Source organism: Burkholderia sp. E168m15, assembly GCF_016586105.1.
GTDB classification, from domain to species: Bacteria; Pseudomonadota; Gammaproteobacteria; order Burkholderiales; family Burkholderiaceae; genus Burkholderia; species Burkholderia orbicola.
The window spans coordinates 1-19154 of sequence record NZ_BCPO01000217.1; the positions used below are offsets into that span (position 1 = coordinate 1).

Here is a 19154-nt window from a genome sequence, read left to right on the forward strand (position 1 = left end):
TGCATGGAGGATTGTCATGAGCGAATCGAATGACGCATTACAGGCGCTGCAGGCGTCCGTCGCTACCCTGAAGCAGACGGTCGACGCGAATGCGGGCAGCCAGGCCGGCGACACCGCCGTGCTGTTTACCGTCGTGTCGCTGATGCTGGCCGAGCTGCCGCCCGACACGCGCAACCTGATCGAGGATTCGTTCTCCGTCTGGGCCAATGGTCTGCAGAATGCGGCGCTGTCGGCCGACGTGAAGCAGATCGCACGGCAACGGCTCGCGATGAACCTATCGGACTGATCGCGGTTCACCACGGTTGCGCGATGTCCGGCGCGTACCGTGCAACCCGTCCTCGCCCTCGCCGGCCTCCCGGCACGCATCGGCTGCGGTGCGTGTGGGGGCGGCCGAAACCGCCTCGCGCTCGCGCCGCGCGTCGCGCGCCGTCCTGCGTCCCGTTCTGCGTCCCGTCTCCCCCGTTTGCCGGCTGCCGGCGCCCTGCGCGCCGATGTCGCACCGCGTGCCGTTCGCCCGCTACCCCTTCCTGCCCCCGTCCACCGCAAACCGCACGCGCCGCGCATGCCCGCGCCGCCGCGCGCGTGCGCGTCTGTACTCCTTGCCGCCGGATCGCGCACGCATGTGAGGGTGCAATTCACGGCCGGCCCGGCTGGGAACTGTGTCTTGGATGGCCCGCGCCGATTCGCTATTTTGAACGCAGTCGAAGCGATGCCGTGGGCTCCTCGCAGCACTCGCGCTTCCCGCCCCGACCGCGACCGTGCGCCACGCCGGCGCGCGCTGCGCGATCGCACCGGTGCGGCCCGCGCGCCGCCGCAGCGTGTGTCGTGCGCGTCGTGCGGTCGCGATCGGGATGCGCGAGCGCCGCACCGCATCGGGCTTCACCCTTCGACCCACCTTCACCGACAGGAGCCAGACCACCATGCCCGCACTTTGCGATATCTGTCACGCCCGGCCGGCCGTCGCGCGCGCCACCGTGATGCAGGACGGCGAGCGCAAGACGATCTCGATCTGCGATTACCACTTCCGACAGCTGATGCGGCATCAGAGCATGCTGAATCCGTTCGATTCGCTGCTGGGCGGTGGCGGACCGTCCTCGCTGTTCGGCGGCCTCGGCGACGACTCGCCGCTCGCCGCCGAGATTCCGCGCGAATCGGTCGACCCGACCGACGCATTCAGCGAACAAACGCTCGAACTGCTGCAGCGCGCGGCCGAGAAGGCACACGAGCTGCGCCGCAGCGAGCTCGATTCCGAACACCTGCTGTACGCGCTCGCGGACACCGACGTGTGCGCCGCGCTGCTGAAGGAACTGAAGCTGTCGCCGGAGGACATCAAGTCGTACATCGACGCGCATGCGCATACCGGCACGGCCGACCCCGATGCGCCGCTCGACAAGCTGTCGATCTCGCCGCGCGTGAAGAAGGCCGTGCAGTACGCGTTCCAGGCGTCGCGCGATCTCGGCCACTCGTACATCGGCCCCGAACACCTGCTGATCGGGCTCGCATCGGTGCCGGACAGCGTCGCCGGCACGCTGCTGAAGAAATACGGCGTGACGCCCGAGGCGCTGCGCCAGAAGGTCGTGAAAGTGGTCGGCAAGGGCGCCGAGGACGGCCGCGTCGATGCGCCGACCGGCACGCCGAATCTCGACAAGTTCGGCCGCGACCTCACCGCGATCGCGCGCCAGGGCAAGCTCGATCCCGTGCTCGGCCGCGCACAGGAAATCGAGAGCACGATCGAGGTGCTCGCGCGCCGCAAGAAGAACAACCCGGTGCTGATCGGCGAGCCGGGCGTCGGCAAGACGGCGATCGTCGAGGGCCTCGCGCAGCGCATCGTCAACGGCGACGTGCCCGAGGTGCTGCGCGACAAGCGGCTCGTCGAAGTCAACATCAACTCGATGGTGGCCGGCGCGAAATATCGTGGCGAATTCGAGGAACGCGCGAAGCAGCTGATCGACGAAGTGACCGCGAAGCAGGACGAACTGATCCTGTTCATCGACGAGCTGCATACGATCGTCGGCGCGGGCCAGGGCGGCGGCGAAGGCGGCCTCGACATCGCGAACGTGCTGAAGCCCGCGCTCGCGCGCGGCGAGCTGAGCCTGATCGGCGCGACGACGCTCAACGAATACCAGAAGTACATCGAGAAGGACGCCGCGCTCGAACGCCGCTTCCAGCCCGTGTTCGTGCCGGAGCCGAGCGTCGAGCAGACGATCGTGATCCTGCGCGGGCTGCGCGACAGCCTTGAGGCGCACCACCAGGTGACGTTCGCCGACGACGCGTTCGTCGCGGCCGCCGAGTTCGCCGACCGCTACATCACGTCGCGCTTCCTGCCCGACAAGGCGATCGACCTGATCGACCAGGCCGCCGCGCGCGTGCGGATCGGCGCGACGTCGCGCCCGGTCGACATTCAGGAAGGCGAAGCGCAAATCGCGCAACTGAAGCGCGAGCAGGACTATGCGACCTCGCGCAAGCGCTTCGACGAAGCGAAGCAGTTCGAAGAGCAGATCAACGCGAAGCAGAAGGCCGTCGACGAGATGATGGAGGCGTGGCAGCGCAAGACCGGCTCGGAGACGCTCGAAGTGACCGTCGAATCGGTGGCCGAGGTCGTGTCGCGGCTCACCGGCATCCCCGTATCCGAACTCACGCAGGAAGAGCGCCAGAAGCTGCTGAAGATGGAAGATCAGTTGCGCGAGCGCGTGGTCGGCCAGAGCGACGCGGTGGTCGCCGTCAGCGATGCCGTGCGGCTGTCGCGCGCCGGGCTCGGCCAGACCCACCGGCCGATCGCGACGTTCCTGTTCCTCGGGCCGACGGGGGTCGGCAAGACCGAGCTCGCGAAGGCGCTGGCCGAGACCGTGTTCGGCGACGAGCAGGCGATCATCCGCATCGACATGTCCGAATACATGGAGCGCCACGCGGTCGCGCGGCTGATCGGCGCGCCGCCCGGCTACGTCGGCTACGACGAAGGCGGCCAGCTCACCGAGCGCGTGCGGCGCCGCCCGTACAGCGTGATCCTGCTCGACGAGATCGAGAAGGCGCATCCGGACGTCTACAACGTGCTGCTGCAGGTGTTCGACGACGGGCGTCTCACCGACGGCAAGGGCCGCGTGGTCGATTTCAGCAACACGATCATCATCGCGACCAGCAACCTCGGCGCGGCGATCATCATGGACAACCTCACGCAGCCGGAAGCCGCGCGCAAGACCGACAAGGCGATCCGCGAGGAACTGATGCAGGTGCTGAAGGGGCATTTCCGGCCCGAGTTCCTGAACCGGATCGACGAGGTGATCGTCTTCCACGCGCTGTCGAAGGACAACATCCGCTCGATCGTGCAGATCCAGCTCGATCGCGTCGTGCGTACCGCCGCCGCGCAGGACATCACGCTCGTGATGGGCAGCTCGCTCGTCGACCACCTGACCGAAGTCGGCTACCAGCCGGAATTCGGCGCGCGCGAGTTGAAACGCCAGATCCGCCAGACGATCGAGACGCGGCTCGCGAAGGAGATCCTCGCCGACCGGCTGAAATCGGGCGACAAGTGCGAGGTCGACTACGACAAGGACAGCGACGAAGTGAAGTTCAACACGCTCGCCGCGCCTGAAGCGAAGGATACGAAGGACGCGAAGCCGGACGCCGACGGCAAGGCCAAACCCAACGGCAAGGCCGCCAAGGCGGCAGCAGACGCGAAGCAGGACGACACGCCCGCCGACGCCCCGCCGCCCGCGGCGAAGCCCGGCAAGAAGTCGTCCGGCGCGAAGAAGGACGCACACTAAAACAACGCTTGCCCTGCAACCCGGGGCACGCATGATCGGCTCCGTCCGCCGGACGGAGCCGCCCCACGCCGCGACACGGCGCAACCGAGCCACCCGCACCGGGCCCGGCTATTGGAGATTCACCATGACAAATCGACGCGAAGTGCCAGGCATCAGGAAATACGATGGGCCCGCCGGCGGTTGGGGCGCGCTTCGCGCGACAGCCGATGCGGTGCGCACGCAGATGGAAACCATCGAGGCGCCGATCGTGCTGATGCGGACCAACCAGCCCGACGGCTTCGACTGTCCCGGCTGCGCGTGGCCGGACAAGGAACACAAGTCGACGTTCCAGTTCTGCGAGAACGGCGCGAAGGCCGTCACGTGGGAGGCGACGACCAAGCGCGTGACGCCCGAGTTCTTCGCGGCGAACACCGTGTCGTCGCTGCTGCGCATGTCGGACTACGAACTGGAGAACATGGGCCGGCTCACGCATCCGCTCGTCTACGACCGCGCGACCGACACGTTCCGCGCGATCGAATGGGACGATGCCTTCGCGCGCATCGGCGAAGTGCTGCGCGCGCTGCCGCCCGATCAGGTCGAGTTCTACACGTCGGGCCGCGCGTCGAACGAAGCCGCGTACCTGTACCAGCTGTTCGCGCGCGAGCTCGGCACCAACAACTTCCCGGATTGCTCGAACATGTGCCACGAGCCGACCAGCGTCGGCCTGCCGCAGTCGATCGGCATCGGCAAGGGCACCGTGTCGCTGGAGGATTTCGACCACTGCGAGCTGATCATCTCGATCGGCCACAATCCCGGCACAAACCATCCGCGGATGATGGGCACGCTGCACGAGTGCGCGCGCCGCAACGTGCCGATCATCGTGTTCAACCCGCTGCGCGAGCGCGCGCTCGAACGCTTCGCCGATCCGCAGGACATGATCGAGATGGCGTCGTTCGGCTCCACGCGGATCGCGTCGACGTACTACCAGGTCGACGCGGGCGGCGACGCGGCCGCGCTGAAGGGCATCATGAAGGCGCTGCTGAAGCTCGAAGCCGAGCAAGGCGGCGTGCTCGACCGCGACTTCATCGCGCAGCACACCAACGGCTTCGACGCGTTCTCGGCCGACCTCGAAGCCACGTCGTGGGACGACATCGAACGCGCGAGCGGCTTGAGCCAGGAACAGCTCGAACAGGTCGCGCTCGCGTATGCGAAGTCGAACGCGACGATCATCACGTACGGGATGGGCGTCACGCAGCACAACAAGGGCACGGCCACCGTGCGCCTGATCGCCGACCTGCTGCTGATGCGCGGCAACATCGGCAAGCCCGGCGCCGGCGTGTGCCCGCTGCGCGGCCATTCGAACGTGCAGGGCAACCGCACGGTCGGCATCACCGAGAAGCCGTCGGCCGAATTCCTGAAGAAGATCGAGGACGTGTGCGGCTTCACGCCGCCCGCGCAGCACGGGCACGACGCGGTGCAGGCCATGCAGGCGATGATCGACGGCACCGCGAAGGCGCTGCTGTGCCTCGGCGGCAACTTCGCGGTCGCGCTGCCCGATCCGGAACTGTCGTTCCCGGCGATGGCGAAGCTCGACCTGAGCGTGCATCTCGGCACCAAGCTGAACCGCTCGCACCTGCTGGTCGGCAAGGAAACCTTCATCCTGCCGGTGCTCGGCCGCACCGAGCTCGACATGCAGGCCACCGGCCGGCAGTCGATCACCGTCGAGGATTCGATGTCGATGGTCCATGCGTCGGCCGGCAAGCTCAAGCCCGCGTCGGACCAGTTGCGCTCGGAGCCCGCGATCGTGGCGGGCATCGCGCATGCGACGCTGCCGAACAGCAAGGTCGCGTGGCTCGACCTGATCGCCGACTACGACCGCATTCGCGACCTGATCGACAAGACGGTGTCCGGCTTCGAGGCATTCAACGAGCGAATCCGCACGCCGGGCGGCTTCCGCCTGCCGCTGCCGCCCACCGAGCGCGTGTGGCCGACGCCGACCGGCAAGGCGATGTTCTCGGTCTACAAGGGTGTGAAGGAAGACGCGGACGTGCTCGGCGCCGAGCAGGTGCTGCGTTTGATCACGCTGCGCAGCCACGATCAGTACAACACGACGATCTACGGGCTCGACGATCGCTATCGCGGCGTGTTCGGCCGGCGTGACGTGCTGTTCATGAACGCGGCCGATCTCGCGAAGTACGGGCTCGAACACGGCGACCTCGTCGACATCGAGACGGTCACCGCGTCGGGCCGCACGCTGCGCCTCGAGAAGATCACCGCGATCGAGTACGACATCGCGCCGGGCTCGGTCGGCGCGTACTACCCGGAAGCGAACGTGCTCGTGCCGCTGGACTACATCGACAAGGAAAGCGGCACGCCGTCGTACAAGTCGGTGCCGGTGCGCGTCGCGCGCTCGGCGGTGGTGTGATCCGCGGGCGGGCGGGGCGCGGCACATGTCGCGCCCTTCGGCCCGCCTGCTACCCTGCGCTTCGCGCTCGCGGCCGCCGCATCGCAACCGATGCGGCGGCCGTTTCATTTGAAAGCGGTTTCCGGTGTCGGCGTACTATGCAACACGTCCCTGAATTTCAATGGAGCCGGTTTCATCAATCGCACGAGTGATCTAGCGCGATATGCAATGGAGGCGGGGCTGGATGGATTCGTCGCACGGGACAAGCTGTATATGAAATGCAATCCCGAGTAAGGGCGGCACAATGCAATCGACGATCGCTTTATTTTCCGTTCGTGGGTATCCATCGTTCTTCTTCGGACGGATCGCCAACTCCATTGCCATCTGGGTTGATTTCACGCTGATCTTTTCTCTGCTGTCGTTCAGCTATCACGCTAGTCCCGGAACGCTCGGGCTGGCGGCGGCGCTGTACGGATTGCCGGGGCTCCTGGCCGGTCCGTTCATCGGTGCACTGGCAGATAGAAAGTCGCCGGCGCTGATCATGCTGTCGAGTGCGACTGCCCGCTTCCTGACGTCATTGGGGCTCGCGCTCGCACCGAACGAGACGATGTTCATTGCATGGGTTCTGGTAAAGGGCGTCAGCAATCTCGGCACGGTCCCGGCCGAGCAGATCGTGATACGGCGTCTGCTGTCGGATGATCAGATCGTGTCGACCGTCACGCTGACATCGGTCGTCGATCAATGCACGAAGATTCTCTCGCCGTTACTTGGCGCCGGCCTGGCTCTCGTCCTCCATTCCCGGGGTGGATTCGCATTGACTGGCATGCTGGCCGTTTTTTCCATGGGATGCGCGTGCGGTGTGGCACGTGTTGTCGGATGGAGCAATCCTGATGCGAAGGCGGAACGTCGATTTCCAGATTTCACGCTGGTTCGTCACGTGCTCTCGGAGCGCCCTGTCTTGGCATCCGCACTGGGGCTCATGTTGACGTTCTCGACGATCCTGGGCCTGTACGACTCGATCGTGGTGGTGTTGCTGCGCGATCACGGCTTGCCGCCCAGTTCGTTCGGAACCATCGTCAGCTGCACCGCTGCCGGCGCAGTCAGCTGTGCAATCGTCCTGAAAAAGGTGCTTACGCACGTCAGTGTAGGCAAATCGATGCCGATATTCCTCACCGGGTTCAGTGCCACCGTAGTCGCAGCCGGCGTGCTGGCGCTCGCCTTGCCGACATTGAACCTTGGTGCGCTTTGCCTGTTGTGGGTGGTCAACGGCTTTTGCTACGGCGGCGGGGTGATGTCCTATTCGATCACGTTGCAGAAGAACGCGCCGCGCGATGCGCTCGGCGTCATTTCCACGTCGGCCCGTAGCCTGCAGCTCACGGCGTTGGTCCTCGGGCCGATCGTGGGGTCGTGGGCCGCCCAGCACATTGGCATTGAGTCGACGTTTATCGGTGCAGGCTCGATCGGGCTCGCCGTGGGTACTTATGCCGCGTTCAGACATGCCTACCTTCGGGAACGCAGCAAGCGTACCGACAATGAGAATATTTCGCCATGGTAAGTCGGACGGTTCGCAGTAGTTTCCGTTCTTAGAACAACTCTGGTTCGATCGAGACGACAGGGCTGATGGCCCCAGGAACGATTCAGCCCTTATGGACCAAGTCCATCACGCATACGTCTCGGCTGATCGACAAACGACGTTGCTGCTCTGCTCGCCGACCGTCCCGTCCCCACAATTCTTGACTATGCCCCCGCCGCCGAACTGGTACGATGCCGGTCGCCTCGGCATAGAAAACGGGTATTTGATCGCCCCCTATTTATTGCCTTGCGACCGGACGATCCTGCCCTCTCGCAGGCGGCAAGAGGCCCCGGAAACGGCATCCAGCCCGCTCAAGAACCCCGCAACACCCCGGCTCGCCCCGCGCGACCCGTTGCAGTAACCGTTGGAGTGGCGCACCCCGCGCCTGCAAGCATGAAGAAATCGAAGCAGCCCACCCGTCCCCCACGCGACAAAGACCGCACGCCGCTCGTACGCGCCGGCGCGTGGCTGCTGATGGCCGGCCTGCTGTATTTGCTGTGGCCGTCCGCCGAAACCGCCTACCTCGCGATGGAGTCGGTGATCCGCTGACGCGCGCGGCCAACCGCACACTACGCTATACTGCCGCGATGGAAACCCGACCCGCCTCGCCGATCGTGCATTGCTGGTGGCGCGCCTGACCCAGGCGGCCCGTTTCCTTTTGCATGTCCCAAACGTGATGCCGCCAGCCATGGCGGCATTTGCGTTTCTGCGCTGACGTCATGGCTGGCGGCTTCGACAACCCGGAGCCAACGACGACCATGACGCAACCCACCCGCCCGATCATCCTCACCGGCGACCGCACGACCGGTCCGCTGCACCTCGGCCACTACATCGGCTCGCTGCGCGCACGCGTGCAGATGCAGCATGAGGCGACGCAATTCCTGCTGCTCGCCGATACGCAGGCGCTGACCGACAACATGGGCCGCCGCCAGCGCGTCACCGAAAACGTGATCGAGGTCGCGCTCGACTATCTCGCCGTCGGCATCGATCCGGCGATCTCGACGATCGTCGTGCAGTCGCAGGTGCCCGAGCTTGCCGAACTGTCGCAATACCTGCTCAACCTCGTCACGGTCGCGCGCCTCGAACGCAATCCGACCATCAAGGAAGAAATCCGCCTGCGCGGCTTCGAACGCGACATCCCGGCCGGCTTCCTGACCTACCCGGTGAGCCAGGCAGCCGACATCACCGCGTTCAAGGCGACCCACGTGCCGGTCGGCGACGATCAGTTGCCGATGATCGAGCAGACCAACGAACTCGTGCGCCGCTTCAACGCGACCGTCGAGCAGCCGGTGCTGGTCGAATGCGAGGCCGTGCTGTCGGCAGTCACGCGGCTGCCCGGCATCGACGGCAAGGCGAAGATGAGCAAGTCGCTCGGCAACGCGATCACGCTCGGCTCGACGCCGGACGAGATCGCGCAGGCCGTGAAGGACATGTACACGGACCCGAACCACCTGCGCGTGAGCGCCCCGGGCCAGGTCGAAGGCAACGTCGTGTTCACGTTCCTCGATGCGTTCGAGCCGGACGTGGCGAAGGTCGACGAGTTGAAGGCGCACTATCGCCGCGGCGGCCTCGGCGACAGCGTCGTCAAGCGCGTGCTGAACGAGCGGCTGCAGGCACTGATCGAGCCCATCCGCACACGCCGCCGCGAATTCGAGGCCGACAAGGCCGAAGTGATGGCGATCCTGAAACGCGGCACGCTGCATGCACGGGAAGTGGCGGGGGCGACGCTCGCGGAGGTGAAGGGGGCGATGGGGTTGACGTATTTCGATTGAGCGGCGATGCCGGCGTGCATTGCACCCACCGCGCCATGCACGCCCGACATGAACATCGACAGGGAGCGTAACCGGCAACGATTCGAACACCTTCCGTCGCGGGCATTCCGTCGAAGCAAAAGATCGGCTGCGCGATGCTGCAATCGGCCCGGATCAGGGGAAGCAAAGCGACGCGGTATAGCGAATCATGCAAGCCGACGCGCGACGCGACGCTCGACGGCCGTGCCGGCCCACGTCGCCATTTCGACAAGCAACAGGTAGCACACGGATAGTGCGAGCAATGTCTCGACGAACGCGAAGCTCGCCGAGCCGATACCGGTCAGCACGAATGTCAGTTCCGGTACGGTGACGATCGACAGGACGGCGGTTTCCTTGCTCAACACGATGGCCAGATTGGTGAGCGCCGGCAGGATCAGCACCATCATCTGCGGCAATTGCACGCGAAAGGTGGTTTGCCAGCGGCTCAGGCCGAGACAGGAGGCCGCTTCGACATGCCCCTGCGGCACGGCTGAAAATCCGGAACGAAATGCCTCGGTGAAATAGGCACCCGCATAGAGCGCAAGGCCGACCACACCTGCCGTCAACGGATCGAACGTCAATCCGAATGCGGGGCCGCCGTAGTACAGCAGAAAGAGCTGCACGAGAAACGGCGTGCCGCGGAACAGCTCCACATAGACGCGAATCGCCGCGCGTACGAAGCGGCCGCCCGCCTGCTGCGCAAGCGCCGCACCGAAACCGATCGCCGCCCCTGCGAGCGTACTCGCCGCCCAGGTCGCCACGGTCATCGCGAGACCCGCGCCGATCTCCGGCAAGTTGTTCACGAGCACATCGGGATGGAAAGTCAGCATGAGGGTCTCCGGCAAGTCACTGACGCGTCATGCCGCGCGCAGGCGTCGCTCCGCGCCATGCGCGATCAATGCCAGCGAACCGCAGAGCAGAAAATAGATCATCCCGGCCGCAACATAAGCCTCGAGCGGCTGATACGTGCTGGCGGCGATGTTCTGCGCGGTTCGCGTGATCTCCGCCACCCCGACCACGGAGACGAGCGACGACGCCTTGATCAGCAGCACCATTTCGTTGACGAGCGAGGGCAGAGTCATCCGCACGGCCTGCGGCACCTGGATCCTCCACAGACGATCTGTTGCCGAGAACCCGAGCATCGTCGCCGCCTCGAGCTGGCCCTTCGGGAGATTCGCGAATCCGCCACGGAGAATTTCGGCGATATACGCGGCAGAGCACAGCGACACGGCACTGACGGCCGCCATCACGGGCGGCACATTGAGGCCCACGAACGGCAGGAAGTAGTAGACGAGCAGCAGTTGCACGAGCAGCGGCACCCCGCGAAACACCCGGACATACGCACCGGCGGCGGCACGAATCGCAACGTGCGGTGCAAGCCGTCCGCAGCAGACCACGAGGCCGATGCAGAAGCCGAGCACCAGCCCGGCTGCGGAGACTTCGAGCGTCATCAGCGTCGCGTGGAACAGCAACGGCAGGCCGTCGATGAAGGTGTTCAGGCTGAACATGGCAGGTTGCCCGGTAGGGTTGCCCGGCGGTAGCGTATCGATGCTGCTGCCCGGACGTGGCACTCAATAGTTCGGCGTGGGCATCTCGGCCGGCATTGCGGTCGCGACGCCGAGCCATTTGTGCTGCAGTGTCGCAAGCGTGCCGTTCTTGTTCAACGCGACGAGCGCCGCGTTGAACGCATTGGCCAGCGACGCGCTGTCCGCATCCTTGCGCAGCGCATAGGCGAAGTAGACTTTTGCGCCGAACGCGGGTTGCACCACCGAGAACACCGCCGGGCGCTGCTTCGCGACATACGCGATGTTGGTCAGCGAGTTGGCGACGGCGACGATGCGCCCGGTTGCGAGGTCTGCATACGCCTGGTTGTTGTCGACGTATTCGCGGATCGTCGGCGGCTTCGGCAGTGTCGCCGCGTAGCTCTTCAACTGCTCGAGCTGCGCGCTGCCCTTGCCTGCGCCAACCACTTTACCCGCGATATCGGCAGAGGTCTTGAGACTGCCGTCGCCGGTTCGCTTCAGCAATGCATCGGTGGCTTCCGCGATCGGCAACGAGAACGCATAGCGCTCCATGCGCGCCTTCGTGACGGTCAGCGGCCCCGCGACCATGTCGAACTTGCCCGCGTCGAGCCCGGGCAGCACGCTTTCCCACGGCAGATCGATGAAGCGTACTTTCACGCCGATGATCTGGCCCACGGCCGCGAACAGCGCCTTGTTGAAGCCGGCCTGCTGGCCGTTTTCGAGAAAATCGAACGGCGCGAACTGCATTTCGGTCCCCACCACCAGCTCGCCGTGCTGCTTGACGCGATCGAGCAGGCTCTCGGCATGTGCGGCCACGCTGGCTGCCGCGAGGATCAATGCCACGAACAGCGAAGTACAGGACTTGGATCGTTTCATCTGACGTGTTCCGTTCGAATCGAAAAGTGACTGGATGACCGGATTGACGCCTGCCCGGTCATCGCCCGGCGCATCCGTCGTCAACGCAATTTATGCGGTCAATTTATCGTCAGAAATATTGTTTTCCGATCCATCGAAAAGCTTTTCCCTATGCACGCTGTTTTCAACGACGCTGCGCCGCCTCGCGGTGTCGGCGACGCGTATCGCACATACCGTCAATCGTCTGCCGATTCATTGCGTGGTGAACGGCTTGCACGGTTTTGTCGCACCATGCACCAGCGCGACTCATCCCTTTGATCACACGGTGCACGAACAGAAGTATCGACGCCGTCCCTCGAACGCCCGCGCCAATACGCATGGGAAAAAATGATGCAGATTTTCGATAACCCTCTTTTTGACTATGCAAAATGGCAGCGCGCCTCGCGCTGCGAGCCGTTTCCGATCCGATACTTTGCGAGCCACGCTTCATGGAAAACATTGCGTTGCGCTATTCGTTGCGCCAATTGCGCTACTTCGTGGTCACCGCGGAAACACTGTCGTTTACCGCCGCCGCACGCCAGTTGCACATCTCCCAGCCGTCGATCTCCACATCGATAGGCGAACTGGAATCTTCATTCGGCATTCAGCTCTTTATCCGCCATCGTGCGAGCGGCGTGTCGTTGACGCCCGCGGGACGTGACGTGCTCGGGCAGGTTCGCAACCTGCTGAAAAACGCGGAAGAACTGCAGACGATGGCACGCGAGATGGATGGCGGCATGTCCGGCACGATCGCGCTGGGCTGCCTCGTCTCGCTGGCGCCGCCGTTGATGCCGGCATTGATGAGCCGCTTCGTTTCCGAGCACAGCGGTATCGGCTTCCGCACGATGGAGGCAAACCAGGACGACCTTCTGTCGGCACTGAGCAACGGCACGCTGGACATGGCGCTCACTTATAGCCTCGATATTGCCGACGACATTTCGTTCACGCCGCTCGTCACGCTGCCGCCGTATGCCATTCTGCCGCTCGAACACAAGCTCGCGCGCAGCAAGAAAGTCGCCCTCGCCGATTTGCTCAACGAACCGTATGTTCTGCTCGACCTGCCGCACAGTCGCGAGTACTTTGCCGGATTGTTCGACCCGCTTGGCCGCCGCCCGTCGCCGACGTTCCGTTCGTCGCAGCCGGAAGTCGTGCGCGGCATGGTGGCCAACGGCCTCGGCTACAGCATCCTGAACTTCCCGCTTCGTTCGACCCGCACCGTCGATGGTGCGACTTTCGCGGTCCGTCCGTTTCGCGACGACGTCGCGGCGATCACCCTCGGCATCGCGATGTCGCGCAGCATGAAACCCCGCCAGCTCGTCACGCGCTTCGCGCAATTCTGCGAAACCTACATCCCTCAGGTGCACGTCCAGGCAACGCCGACTGCATAGGGAAAAACTTCTTGTTGCATCCGAAAAGAATATTTCGACTCTTTATTGGACTTGTTAAATTGGTCTCCAATGTGATCGGTTTCAACGTTTCCAGGAGGCACGATGCGTTCCATCCCTACGGCAGCGCCGTCTATCGACGTGATCGTCCGCGACCTGAAAACCAATTGTGAACGCGACTTCGGCGACGCTCGTGCGATGCCGCCGGGAGTCTACACATCACCCGAATTCCTCGAGCGGGAACAGCAAACCCTCTTTCGCAACGAATGGCTGTGCATGGGCCGCGCGAGCGCACTGCCGAATCCGGGCGACTACCTGACAGCGGAGATCGCAGGCCAGCCGATTATCGTGATCCGCCGCGACGACGGCACACTGCGTGCAATGTCGAACGTATGCCTGCACCGCATGTCCACCCTGCTCGAAGGCCGGGGCAATGTGCGCCGGATCGTCTGTCCATATCACGCGTGGAATTACTCGCTGGACGGCGATCTGCGCGGTGCCCCGATGATGGACAGGCAGGACGGTTTCTGTAAGGACAGCTACAAGCTTCCGCAGGTTCGCTGCGAGATCTGGCAGGGCTGGGTCTACGTCACGCTCAATGAGGAGGCGTCACCTGTCGCCGCCCGATTGAAGGAGCTCGACGAATTGATCGTCAATTACGACATGGCGTCGTATGTCGAGACCTTCCACGAAGAACACGTGTGGGACACCAACTGGAAGATCCTCGCGGAAAATTTCATGGAGAGCTATCACCTGCCGATGCTGCATCGCGCGACGGTGGGCCCGCATTCGAGGCTCGACGAGATGGAATGCCCACCCGGACTTCCTGCATTCAACTATCACTGGATCACGAAAGAGGCCTCGCTGCCGATCGGCAATGCGCATCCGGACAATACGCGCCTGCAAGGCCAATGGCGCAAGACGACAGCGCTCCTCGCGATCTACCCGACCCATCTCGTCACGCTGACGCCGGGCTATTTCTGGTATCTCGTGCTTCAGCCGCTGGGCGTGGATCGCGTGCATATCCGCTTCGGCGGCGGCCTGTCGCCGGAATTCATCGACGACCCGAAGGCGGCCGAATACATGGCGACGCTGAAGAAGCTGCTCGACGAAGTCAATCTCGAAGACCGGCGCGGCGTCGAGGCCGTGTTCCGCGGCGTGCATGCCCCGCTTGCGAAGCCCGGTCACCTGAGTCATCTGGAGCGGCCGAACTACGACTTCGCGCGCTATCTGGCGTCGCACGTCGCCGTCTGAAGCCGCACGCAAACGACTCGCCACCCACGTCACCTCATTGAAGCTCACGATGACCAGTCAACCCTACATTTCGTTCGTCGGCGTCAGCAAGTCCTACGACGGCCGGCATGCGGTTGTCGACGGTCTCGATCTCGACATCGCCCGGGGTGAATTCGTCTCGCTGCTGGGACCGTCCGGCTCCGGCAAGACCACCACGCTGATGATGCTCGCCGGTTTCGAGACCCCGACCGACGGCACCATCCTGCTCGACGGTCATCGCCTCGACGACAAGCCGCCGCACCAGCGCGACATCGGCATGGTGTTCCAGAACTACGCGCTGTTCCCGCACCTGACGATCGCCGAGAACGTCGCGTTTCCGCTATCGGTGCGCAAGACTGCTCGCGAGGAGCGCAAGCAGCGCGTTCAGCGTGCGCTCGACATGGTGGAGTTGTCGCATCTCGCGTCGCGACGTCCCGCGCAATTGTCGGGCGGCCAGCAGCAGCGCGTCGCGCTGGCCCGCGCACTGGTATTCGAGCCTCGCGTGGTACTGATGGACGAACCGCTCGGCGCGCTCGACAAACGGCTCCGCGAAACGATGCAGTACGAAATCATGCGGCTGCATCGCGATCTGTCGCTCACGATCGTCTATGTTACGCACGATCAGAACGAAGCGCTGACCATGTCGAATCGCGTCGCCGTGTTCTCCGACGGACGCATCCAGCAGGCCGCGACGCCGACCGAGCTGTACGAAAACGCGCAGAACGCCTTCGTCGCGAACTTCGTCGGCGAGAACAACGGTCTCGCCGGGCGCATCAGCGCGCTCGATGGCGAATGGGCCGTGCTTCAGCTTCGTGGCGGTATCACGATCCGCGGTCGCCGCGGCAACCAGGTCGAGGCAGGCGACGACGCCACGCTCGCGCTGCGCCCCGAGCGCGCGCAGGTCCTCGGTATCGCCGAAACCGCGAACGTGCCGGCGGGATCGAACGCACTCGCCGCGACCGTGCGCGACATCGTGTATTGCGGCGATCATCATCGCGTGCAGCTGCAACTCGACAGCGGCGACACGATGGTCGTCAAGGTCCCCAACACGCGCCTCGTCGCGCTGCCGCCGATCGGCGCAACCGCGACGATCGTATGGCGCCCGGACGACTGCAAGGTGCTGTCGCCATCCGCCATCCCCCGCGTCGCAACCTCCGCCGTTCGCTTACCCATCCCGCCTGTTGCCGTGCCCATCGCCTCTGGAGCCTGATAATGCAAAACCCTCGCTACGCGTCCCTGCGCCGCACGATCGCGGCTGTCGCCGCACTCGGCGCCTTTTCCGCGCTGCCTGCCGCTCACGCCGCGGATACGCTGTCCGTCGTGACATTCGGCGGCGCCTATGAAACGGCCGCTCGCCACGCATGGTTCGAGCCGTTCACTGCGAAGACCGGCACCCAGTTCCAGACCGAGTCGTACGACGGCGGCCTGGCCAAGCTGCAGGCCATGGAGCAGGCGAAGAACCCGACTTGGGACCTGATCGACATGGAGACCAACGACGCGATCAACGCCTGCGACGAAGGTCTGCTCGACAAGCTGGACAGCAAGACGATCGGCAACACGTCGGATTTCCTGCCGGGCGCGCTGCGCGAATGCTCGGTGGCCGCGATGGTCTGGTCGACCGTGTATGCGTACGATGCGTCCAAGCTGAAGACCGCCCCGACCCGCATCGCGGACTTCTTCGATCTGAAGAAATTCCCGGGCAAGCGCGGCCTGAGAAAGTCGCCGAAGGTCACGCTCGAATGGGCGCTGGTCGCCGACGGCGTGGCCCCGGCCGACGTCTACAAGGTGCTCGCGACCCCGGCCGGCGTCGACCGTGCGTTTGCGAAGCTCGATACGATCAAGTCGAACATCGTGTGGTGGGAAGCCGGTGCGCAAGCCCCGCAGTTGCTCGCGGACGGCGCGGTGACGATGGTGCAGGCCTACAACGGCCGCATCGACAGCGCCGTTCACCAGGACAAGAAGCCGTTCAAGATCGTCTGGGACGCGCAGGTGTACGACTATGAATGGTGGGGTGTGCCGAAGGGTGCGAAGCACGCCGCGGCCGCGAAGCAGTTCATCGCTGCATCGGCGCAGCCGCAGGCATACGCAGCTCTGTCGAAGTACATCGCTTACGCGCCGCCGCGCAAGGCATCGTTGCCGCTGATCGACAAGGCCCGCCTTGCCGACCTGCCGACCGCGCCCGCCAACTTCAAGCGACCGATCCAGATCGACGCGAACTTCTGGGCCGACAGCGGCGATGCGCTGACCAAGCGCTTCCAGACATGGCTCGGCCAGTAATGCGCCGCTCCATGACGTCGTAGTGGTATTACGCGACGCGTCCCGTGCCGGGCGCGTCGCTCCGGAGTCCCGATGAACAACTCGTCAATGCTTCCCATGACGGCGGCAGGCCCCGCGCTCGCGACAGAGCACGCCGTCAAATACCGGCAGGCGCGGCGCAAGGCGGCGTTACGCGCGCTGCTGCTGACGCTGCCCCTGCTCGTGTTCCTGCTCGCCACGTTCATCGCGCCGATTGCTTCGCTGCTGGCCCGCAGCGTGCGCAATCCGGAACTGTCCGGCGCGATGCCGTCGTTCGCGCAAACGCTGCGACACTGGGACGGCCACGGCGTGCCTGACGAACCGGTGTTCGCCGCCCTCGCCGGCGGACTGAAAAGCGCCGGCGACGCCGGCACGCTCGGCGACGTGGCGCGCCGGATGAACTTCTACCAGCCCGAGTTCCGCACGCTGCTGCTGAAGTCGGCACGCACGGTACGCGCTCAGGATGCGGTCATGGCATGGAAGCCCGTCCTGCTGGCCGCCGACGAGCGCTGGAACCAGCCCGAAACCTGGCGCCTGCTGAAACGCGCGGCATCGTCATGGACGCCGGACTATCTGTTGAACGGGCTCGACGCACAGGTATCCCCCGACGGCGCCGTCCATTCGGTGCCTGCGAACAGCGCGGTCTACCGCGCCGCGTTCATGCGCACGGTGTCGATCAGCGCCACGGTCACGCTGCTGTGCCTGCTGCTCGCGTACCCGGTATCGTGGCTGCTCGCCAACCTGCCTGCGAAGCAGGGCAACCTGCTGATGCTGTTCGTGATCGTGCCGTTCTGGACCTCGCTGCTGGTCCGCACGACCGCGTGGTACGTACTGCTGCAACCGGGCGGTGTGGTCAACCGCGTACTGCTCGCGCTGCATGTCGTCGATCATCCGCTGCCGTTGATCTTCAACCGCGCCGGTGTGCTGATCGGCATGACGCACGTGCTGTTGCCCTACATGATTCTCGCGATTTACTCGGTGATGAAAAGCGTGCCGCCGATCTACATGCGCGCCGCGCAATCGCTCGGGGCGCACCCGGTCGTCGCGTTCTTTCGCGTGTACGTGCCCCAGACGCTGCCGGGCATCGGCGCCGGGTGCTTTCTCGTGTTCGTGCTGGCGCTCGGTTATTACATTACGCCCGCCCTGCTCGGCGGCGCAGGCGACGAGATGATCAGCCAGCTGATCGCGTCGCAAACCAACGATCTGCTCAACTGGGGGCTGGCCGGTGCGCTGTCCGCGTATCTCGTGATCTTCACCGCCGTGTTCTATTTCATCTTCAACCGGCTCGTCGGCATCGACCGGCTCCGGTTCGGCTGACGCCCGGCGTCACTGGAGCCGCATCGTGTCCGTGAATCCCAACAGCCTGCCGTCGACGCGCATTGCTACTGCCGGTGTGCGCATCCACTGCGCGATCGTGCTGTTCTTCCTGGTTGCGCCGATCCTCGTGATCATTCCGCTGTCGTTCAATTCGGGCTCGTATTTTTCATACCCGATGGAAGGCTTCTCGCTGCGCTGGTACGCGCAGGCATTCGGAAGCCCTGACTGGCAGCGGGCATTTCTGAACAGCATGGCCATCGGCGCGGCGTCGACCGCGATTGCAACGAGTCTCGGCACGCTCGCCGCGATCGGTCTCGCGCGCGACAACTTTCCGTTCCGCTCGCTGATCATGCCGATCCTGATTTCGCCCATGATCATACCGATCGTCGTGGTCGCGGCCGGCTTCTATCTGATCTTCGCGCCGCTCGGGCTCGTCAACTCCTACCCGGGTGTGATCCTTGCGCATGCGGCACTCGGCACACCGTTTGTCGTGATTACCGTGACCGCGTCGTTGCTGTCGTTCGACCAGAGCCTGCTGCGCGCCGCCGCCAATCTCGGGGCCGCACCGTGGACGACCTTTCGCCGCGTGACGCTGCCACTGATCCTGCCGGCGGTTGCCACTGGCGCCGTGTTCGCATTCGCGACGTCGTTCGACGAAGTGATCGTGATCCTCTTCATCGGCGGTCCCGATCAACGCACCGTGCCCCGGCAGATGTGGAGCGGCATTCGCGACCAGATCGATCCGTCGATCCTCGCCGTCGCCACCGTGTTGATCGTGTTCGCGATTCTGCTCTTCACCAGCATCAACTGGCTGCGTGGCCGCGCGCAGGCCTCGAGCGCGGCGCGCGAAGCGGCCTAGCCGCCGTCTGCCGCGCAGGTGGAAGTCACCCTCAGCCAATGCCGTCGGTGTCGTACGTTGGGTTGCGTCCGCCTCCTTCCTTTTCCCTGATTCGATGGCGAC

The 19154-nt window shown here is 64.6% G+C and carries 16 protein-coding genes and 1 pseudogene; 14 read left to right on the forward strand and 3 right to left on the reverse strand.

The genetic code is table 11. From position 1 onward, the window contains the following. Nucleotides 1-16: 16 nt before the first annotated feature. From JMF86_RS33290 to trpS, 7 genes and pseudogenes are all read left to right on the forward strand, one after another. A complete protein-coding gene (locus JMF86_RS33290; protein ID WP_027812234.1) occupies nucleotides 17-286 on the forward strand; it encodes a hypothetical protein in 270 nt (89 codons plus the stop codon). Between the two features lie 634 nt (nucleotides 287-920). Continuing rightward, on the forward strand, nucleotides 921-3761 hold the full coding sequence (locus JMF86_RS33295) for an ATP-dependent Clp protease ATP-binding subunit (protein WP_201317343.1): 2841 nt from the start codon (nucleotides 921-923) through the stop codon (nucleotides 3759-3761). Between the two features lie 124 nt (nucleotides 3762-3885). Next, on the forward strand, nucleotides 3886-6165 hold the full coding sequence (locus JMF86_RS33300) for an FdhF/YdeP family oxidoreductase (protein WP_077179506.1): 2280 nt from the start codon (nucleotides 3886-3888) through the stop codon (nucleotides 6163-6165). A 123-nt stretch (nucleotides 6166-6288) separates the two neighbouring features. After that, nucleotides 6289-6438 (forward strand): annotated as a pseudogene (locus tag JMF86_RS33305) (hypothetical protein); the annotation flags it as partial. Nucleotides 6439-6448: 10 nt separating this feature from the next. Next, on the forward strand, nucleotides 6449-7699 hold the full coding sequence (locus tag JMF86_RS33310) for an MFS transporter (RefSeq protein ID WP_077179508.1): 1251 nt from the start codon (nucleotides 6449-6451) through the stop codon (nucleotides 7697-7699). Nucleotides 7700-8110: 411 nt separating this feature from the next. Further along, complete coding sequence (locus JMF86_RS33315; protein WP_006481299.1) at nucleotides 8111-8266, forward strand: hypothetical protein; 156 nt, start codon at nucleotides 8111-8113, stop codon at nucleotides 8264-8266. A gap of 209 nt (nucleotides 8267-8475) precedes the next feature. After that, nucleotides 8476-9489 carry a tryptophan--tRNA ligase gene (trpS, locus tag JMF86_RS33320; protein ID WP_200160055.1) on the forward strand — a complete coding sequence of 338 codons (1014 nt, stop codon included), beginning with the start codon at nucleotides 8476-8478 and terminating at the stop codon, nucleotides 9487-9489. A 185-nt stretch (nucleotides 9490-9674) separates the two neighbouring features. Here the strand turns inward: trpS and JMF86_RS33325 are convergent, their stop codons facing one another. The 3 genes from JMF86_RS33325 to JMF86_RS33335 form a co-directional block, all read right to left on the reverse strand. After that, on the reverse strand, nucleotides 9675-10337 hold the full coding sequence (locus JMF86_RS33325; RefSeq protein ID WP_006481301.1) for an amino acid ABC transporter permease: 663 nt from the start codon (nucleotides 10335-10337) through the stop codon (nucleotides 9675-9677). 27 nt (nucleotides 10338-10364) lie between these two features. Then, entirely contained in the window at nucleotides 10365-11015 is a 651-nt protein-coding gene (locus tag JMF86_RS33330; protein ID WP_200160344.1) for an amino acid ABC transporter permease, read from the reverse strand. A gap of 63 nt (nucleotides 11016-11078) precedes the next feature. Further along, the gene (locus JMF86_RS33335) at nucleotides 11079-11906 is read right to left on the reverse strand and encodes a transporter substrate-binding domain-containing protein (protein ID WP_006481303.1); all 828 of its coding nucleotides are present in this window, start codon (nucleotides 11904-11906) and stop codon (nucleotides 11079-11081) included. Between the two features lie 34 nt (nucleotides 11907-11940). Here JMF86_RS33335 and JMF86_RS33340 point away from each other — a divergent pair, with 34 nt between their 5' ends. From JMF86_RS33340 to JMF86_RS33370, 7 genes are all read left to right on the forward strand, one after another. Beyond that, complete coding sequence (locus JMF86_RS33340) at nucleotides 11941-12276, forward strand: hypothetical protein (protein ID WP_200160053.1); 336 nt, start codon at nucleotides 11941-11943, stop codon at nucleotides 12274-12276. Between the two features lie 97 nt (nucleotides 12277-12373). Further along, nucleotides 12374-13312, forward strand: coding sequence for a LysR family transcriptional regulator (locus JMF86_RS33345; RefSeq protein WP_077217100.1), 939 nt, complete (start codon nucleotides 12374-12376; stop codon nucleotides 13310-13312). 102 nt (nucleotides 13313-13414) lie between these two features. Beyond that, a complete protein-coding gene (locus tag JMF86_RS33350) occupies nucleotides 13415-14563 on the forward strand; it encodes an SRPBCC family protein (protein ID WP_027812228.1) in 1149 nt (382 codons plus the stop codon). A gap of 49 nt (nucleotides 14564-14612) precedes the next feature. Beyond that, on the forward strand, nucleotides 14613-15791 hold the full coding sequence (locus tag JMF86_RS33355) for an ABC transporter ATP-binding protein (RefSeq protein ID WP_200160051.1): 1179 nt from the start codon (nucleotides 14613-14615) through the stop codon (nucleotides 15789-15791). Nucleotides 15792-15793: 2 nt separating this feature from the next. Continuing rightward, entirely contained in the window at nucleotides 15794-16858 is a 1065-nt protein-coding gene (locus JMF86_RS33360; RefSeq protein WP_175682243.1) for an ABC transporter substrate-binding protein, read from the forward strand. Nucleotides 16859-16945: 87 nt separating this feature from the next. Further along, nucleotides 16946-18193, forward strand: a complete 1248-nt coding sequence (locus JMF86_RS33365) for an ABC transporter permease (RefSeq protein ID WP_236593047.1) — start codon at nucleotides 16946-16948, stop codon at nucleotides 18191-18193. Nucleotides 18194-18218: 25 nt separating this feature from the next. Continuing rightward, nucleotides 18219-19052: an ABC transporter permease gene (locus JMF86_RS33370; protein WP_027812224.1), complete on the forward strand. Its 834-nt coding sequence runs from the start codon at nucleotides 18219-18221 to the stop codon at nucleotides 19050-19052. Nucleotides 19053-19154 lie beyond the last annotated feature (102 nt).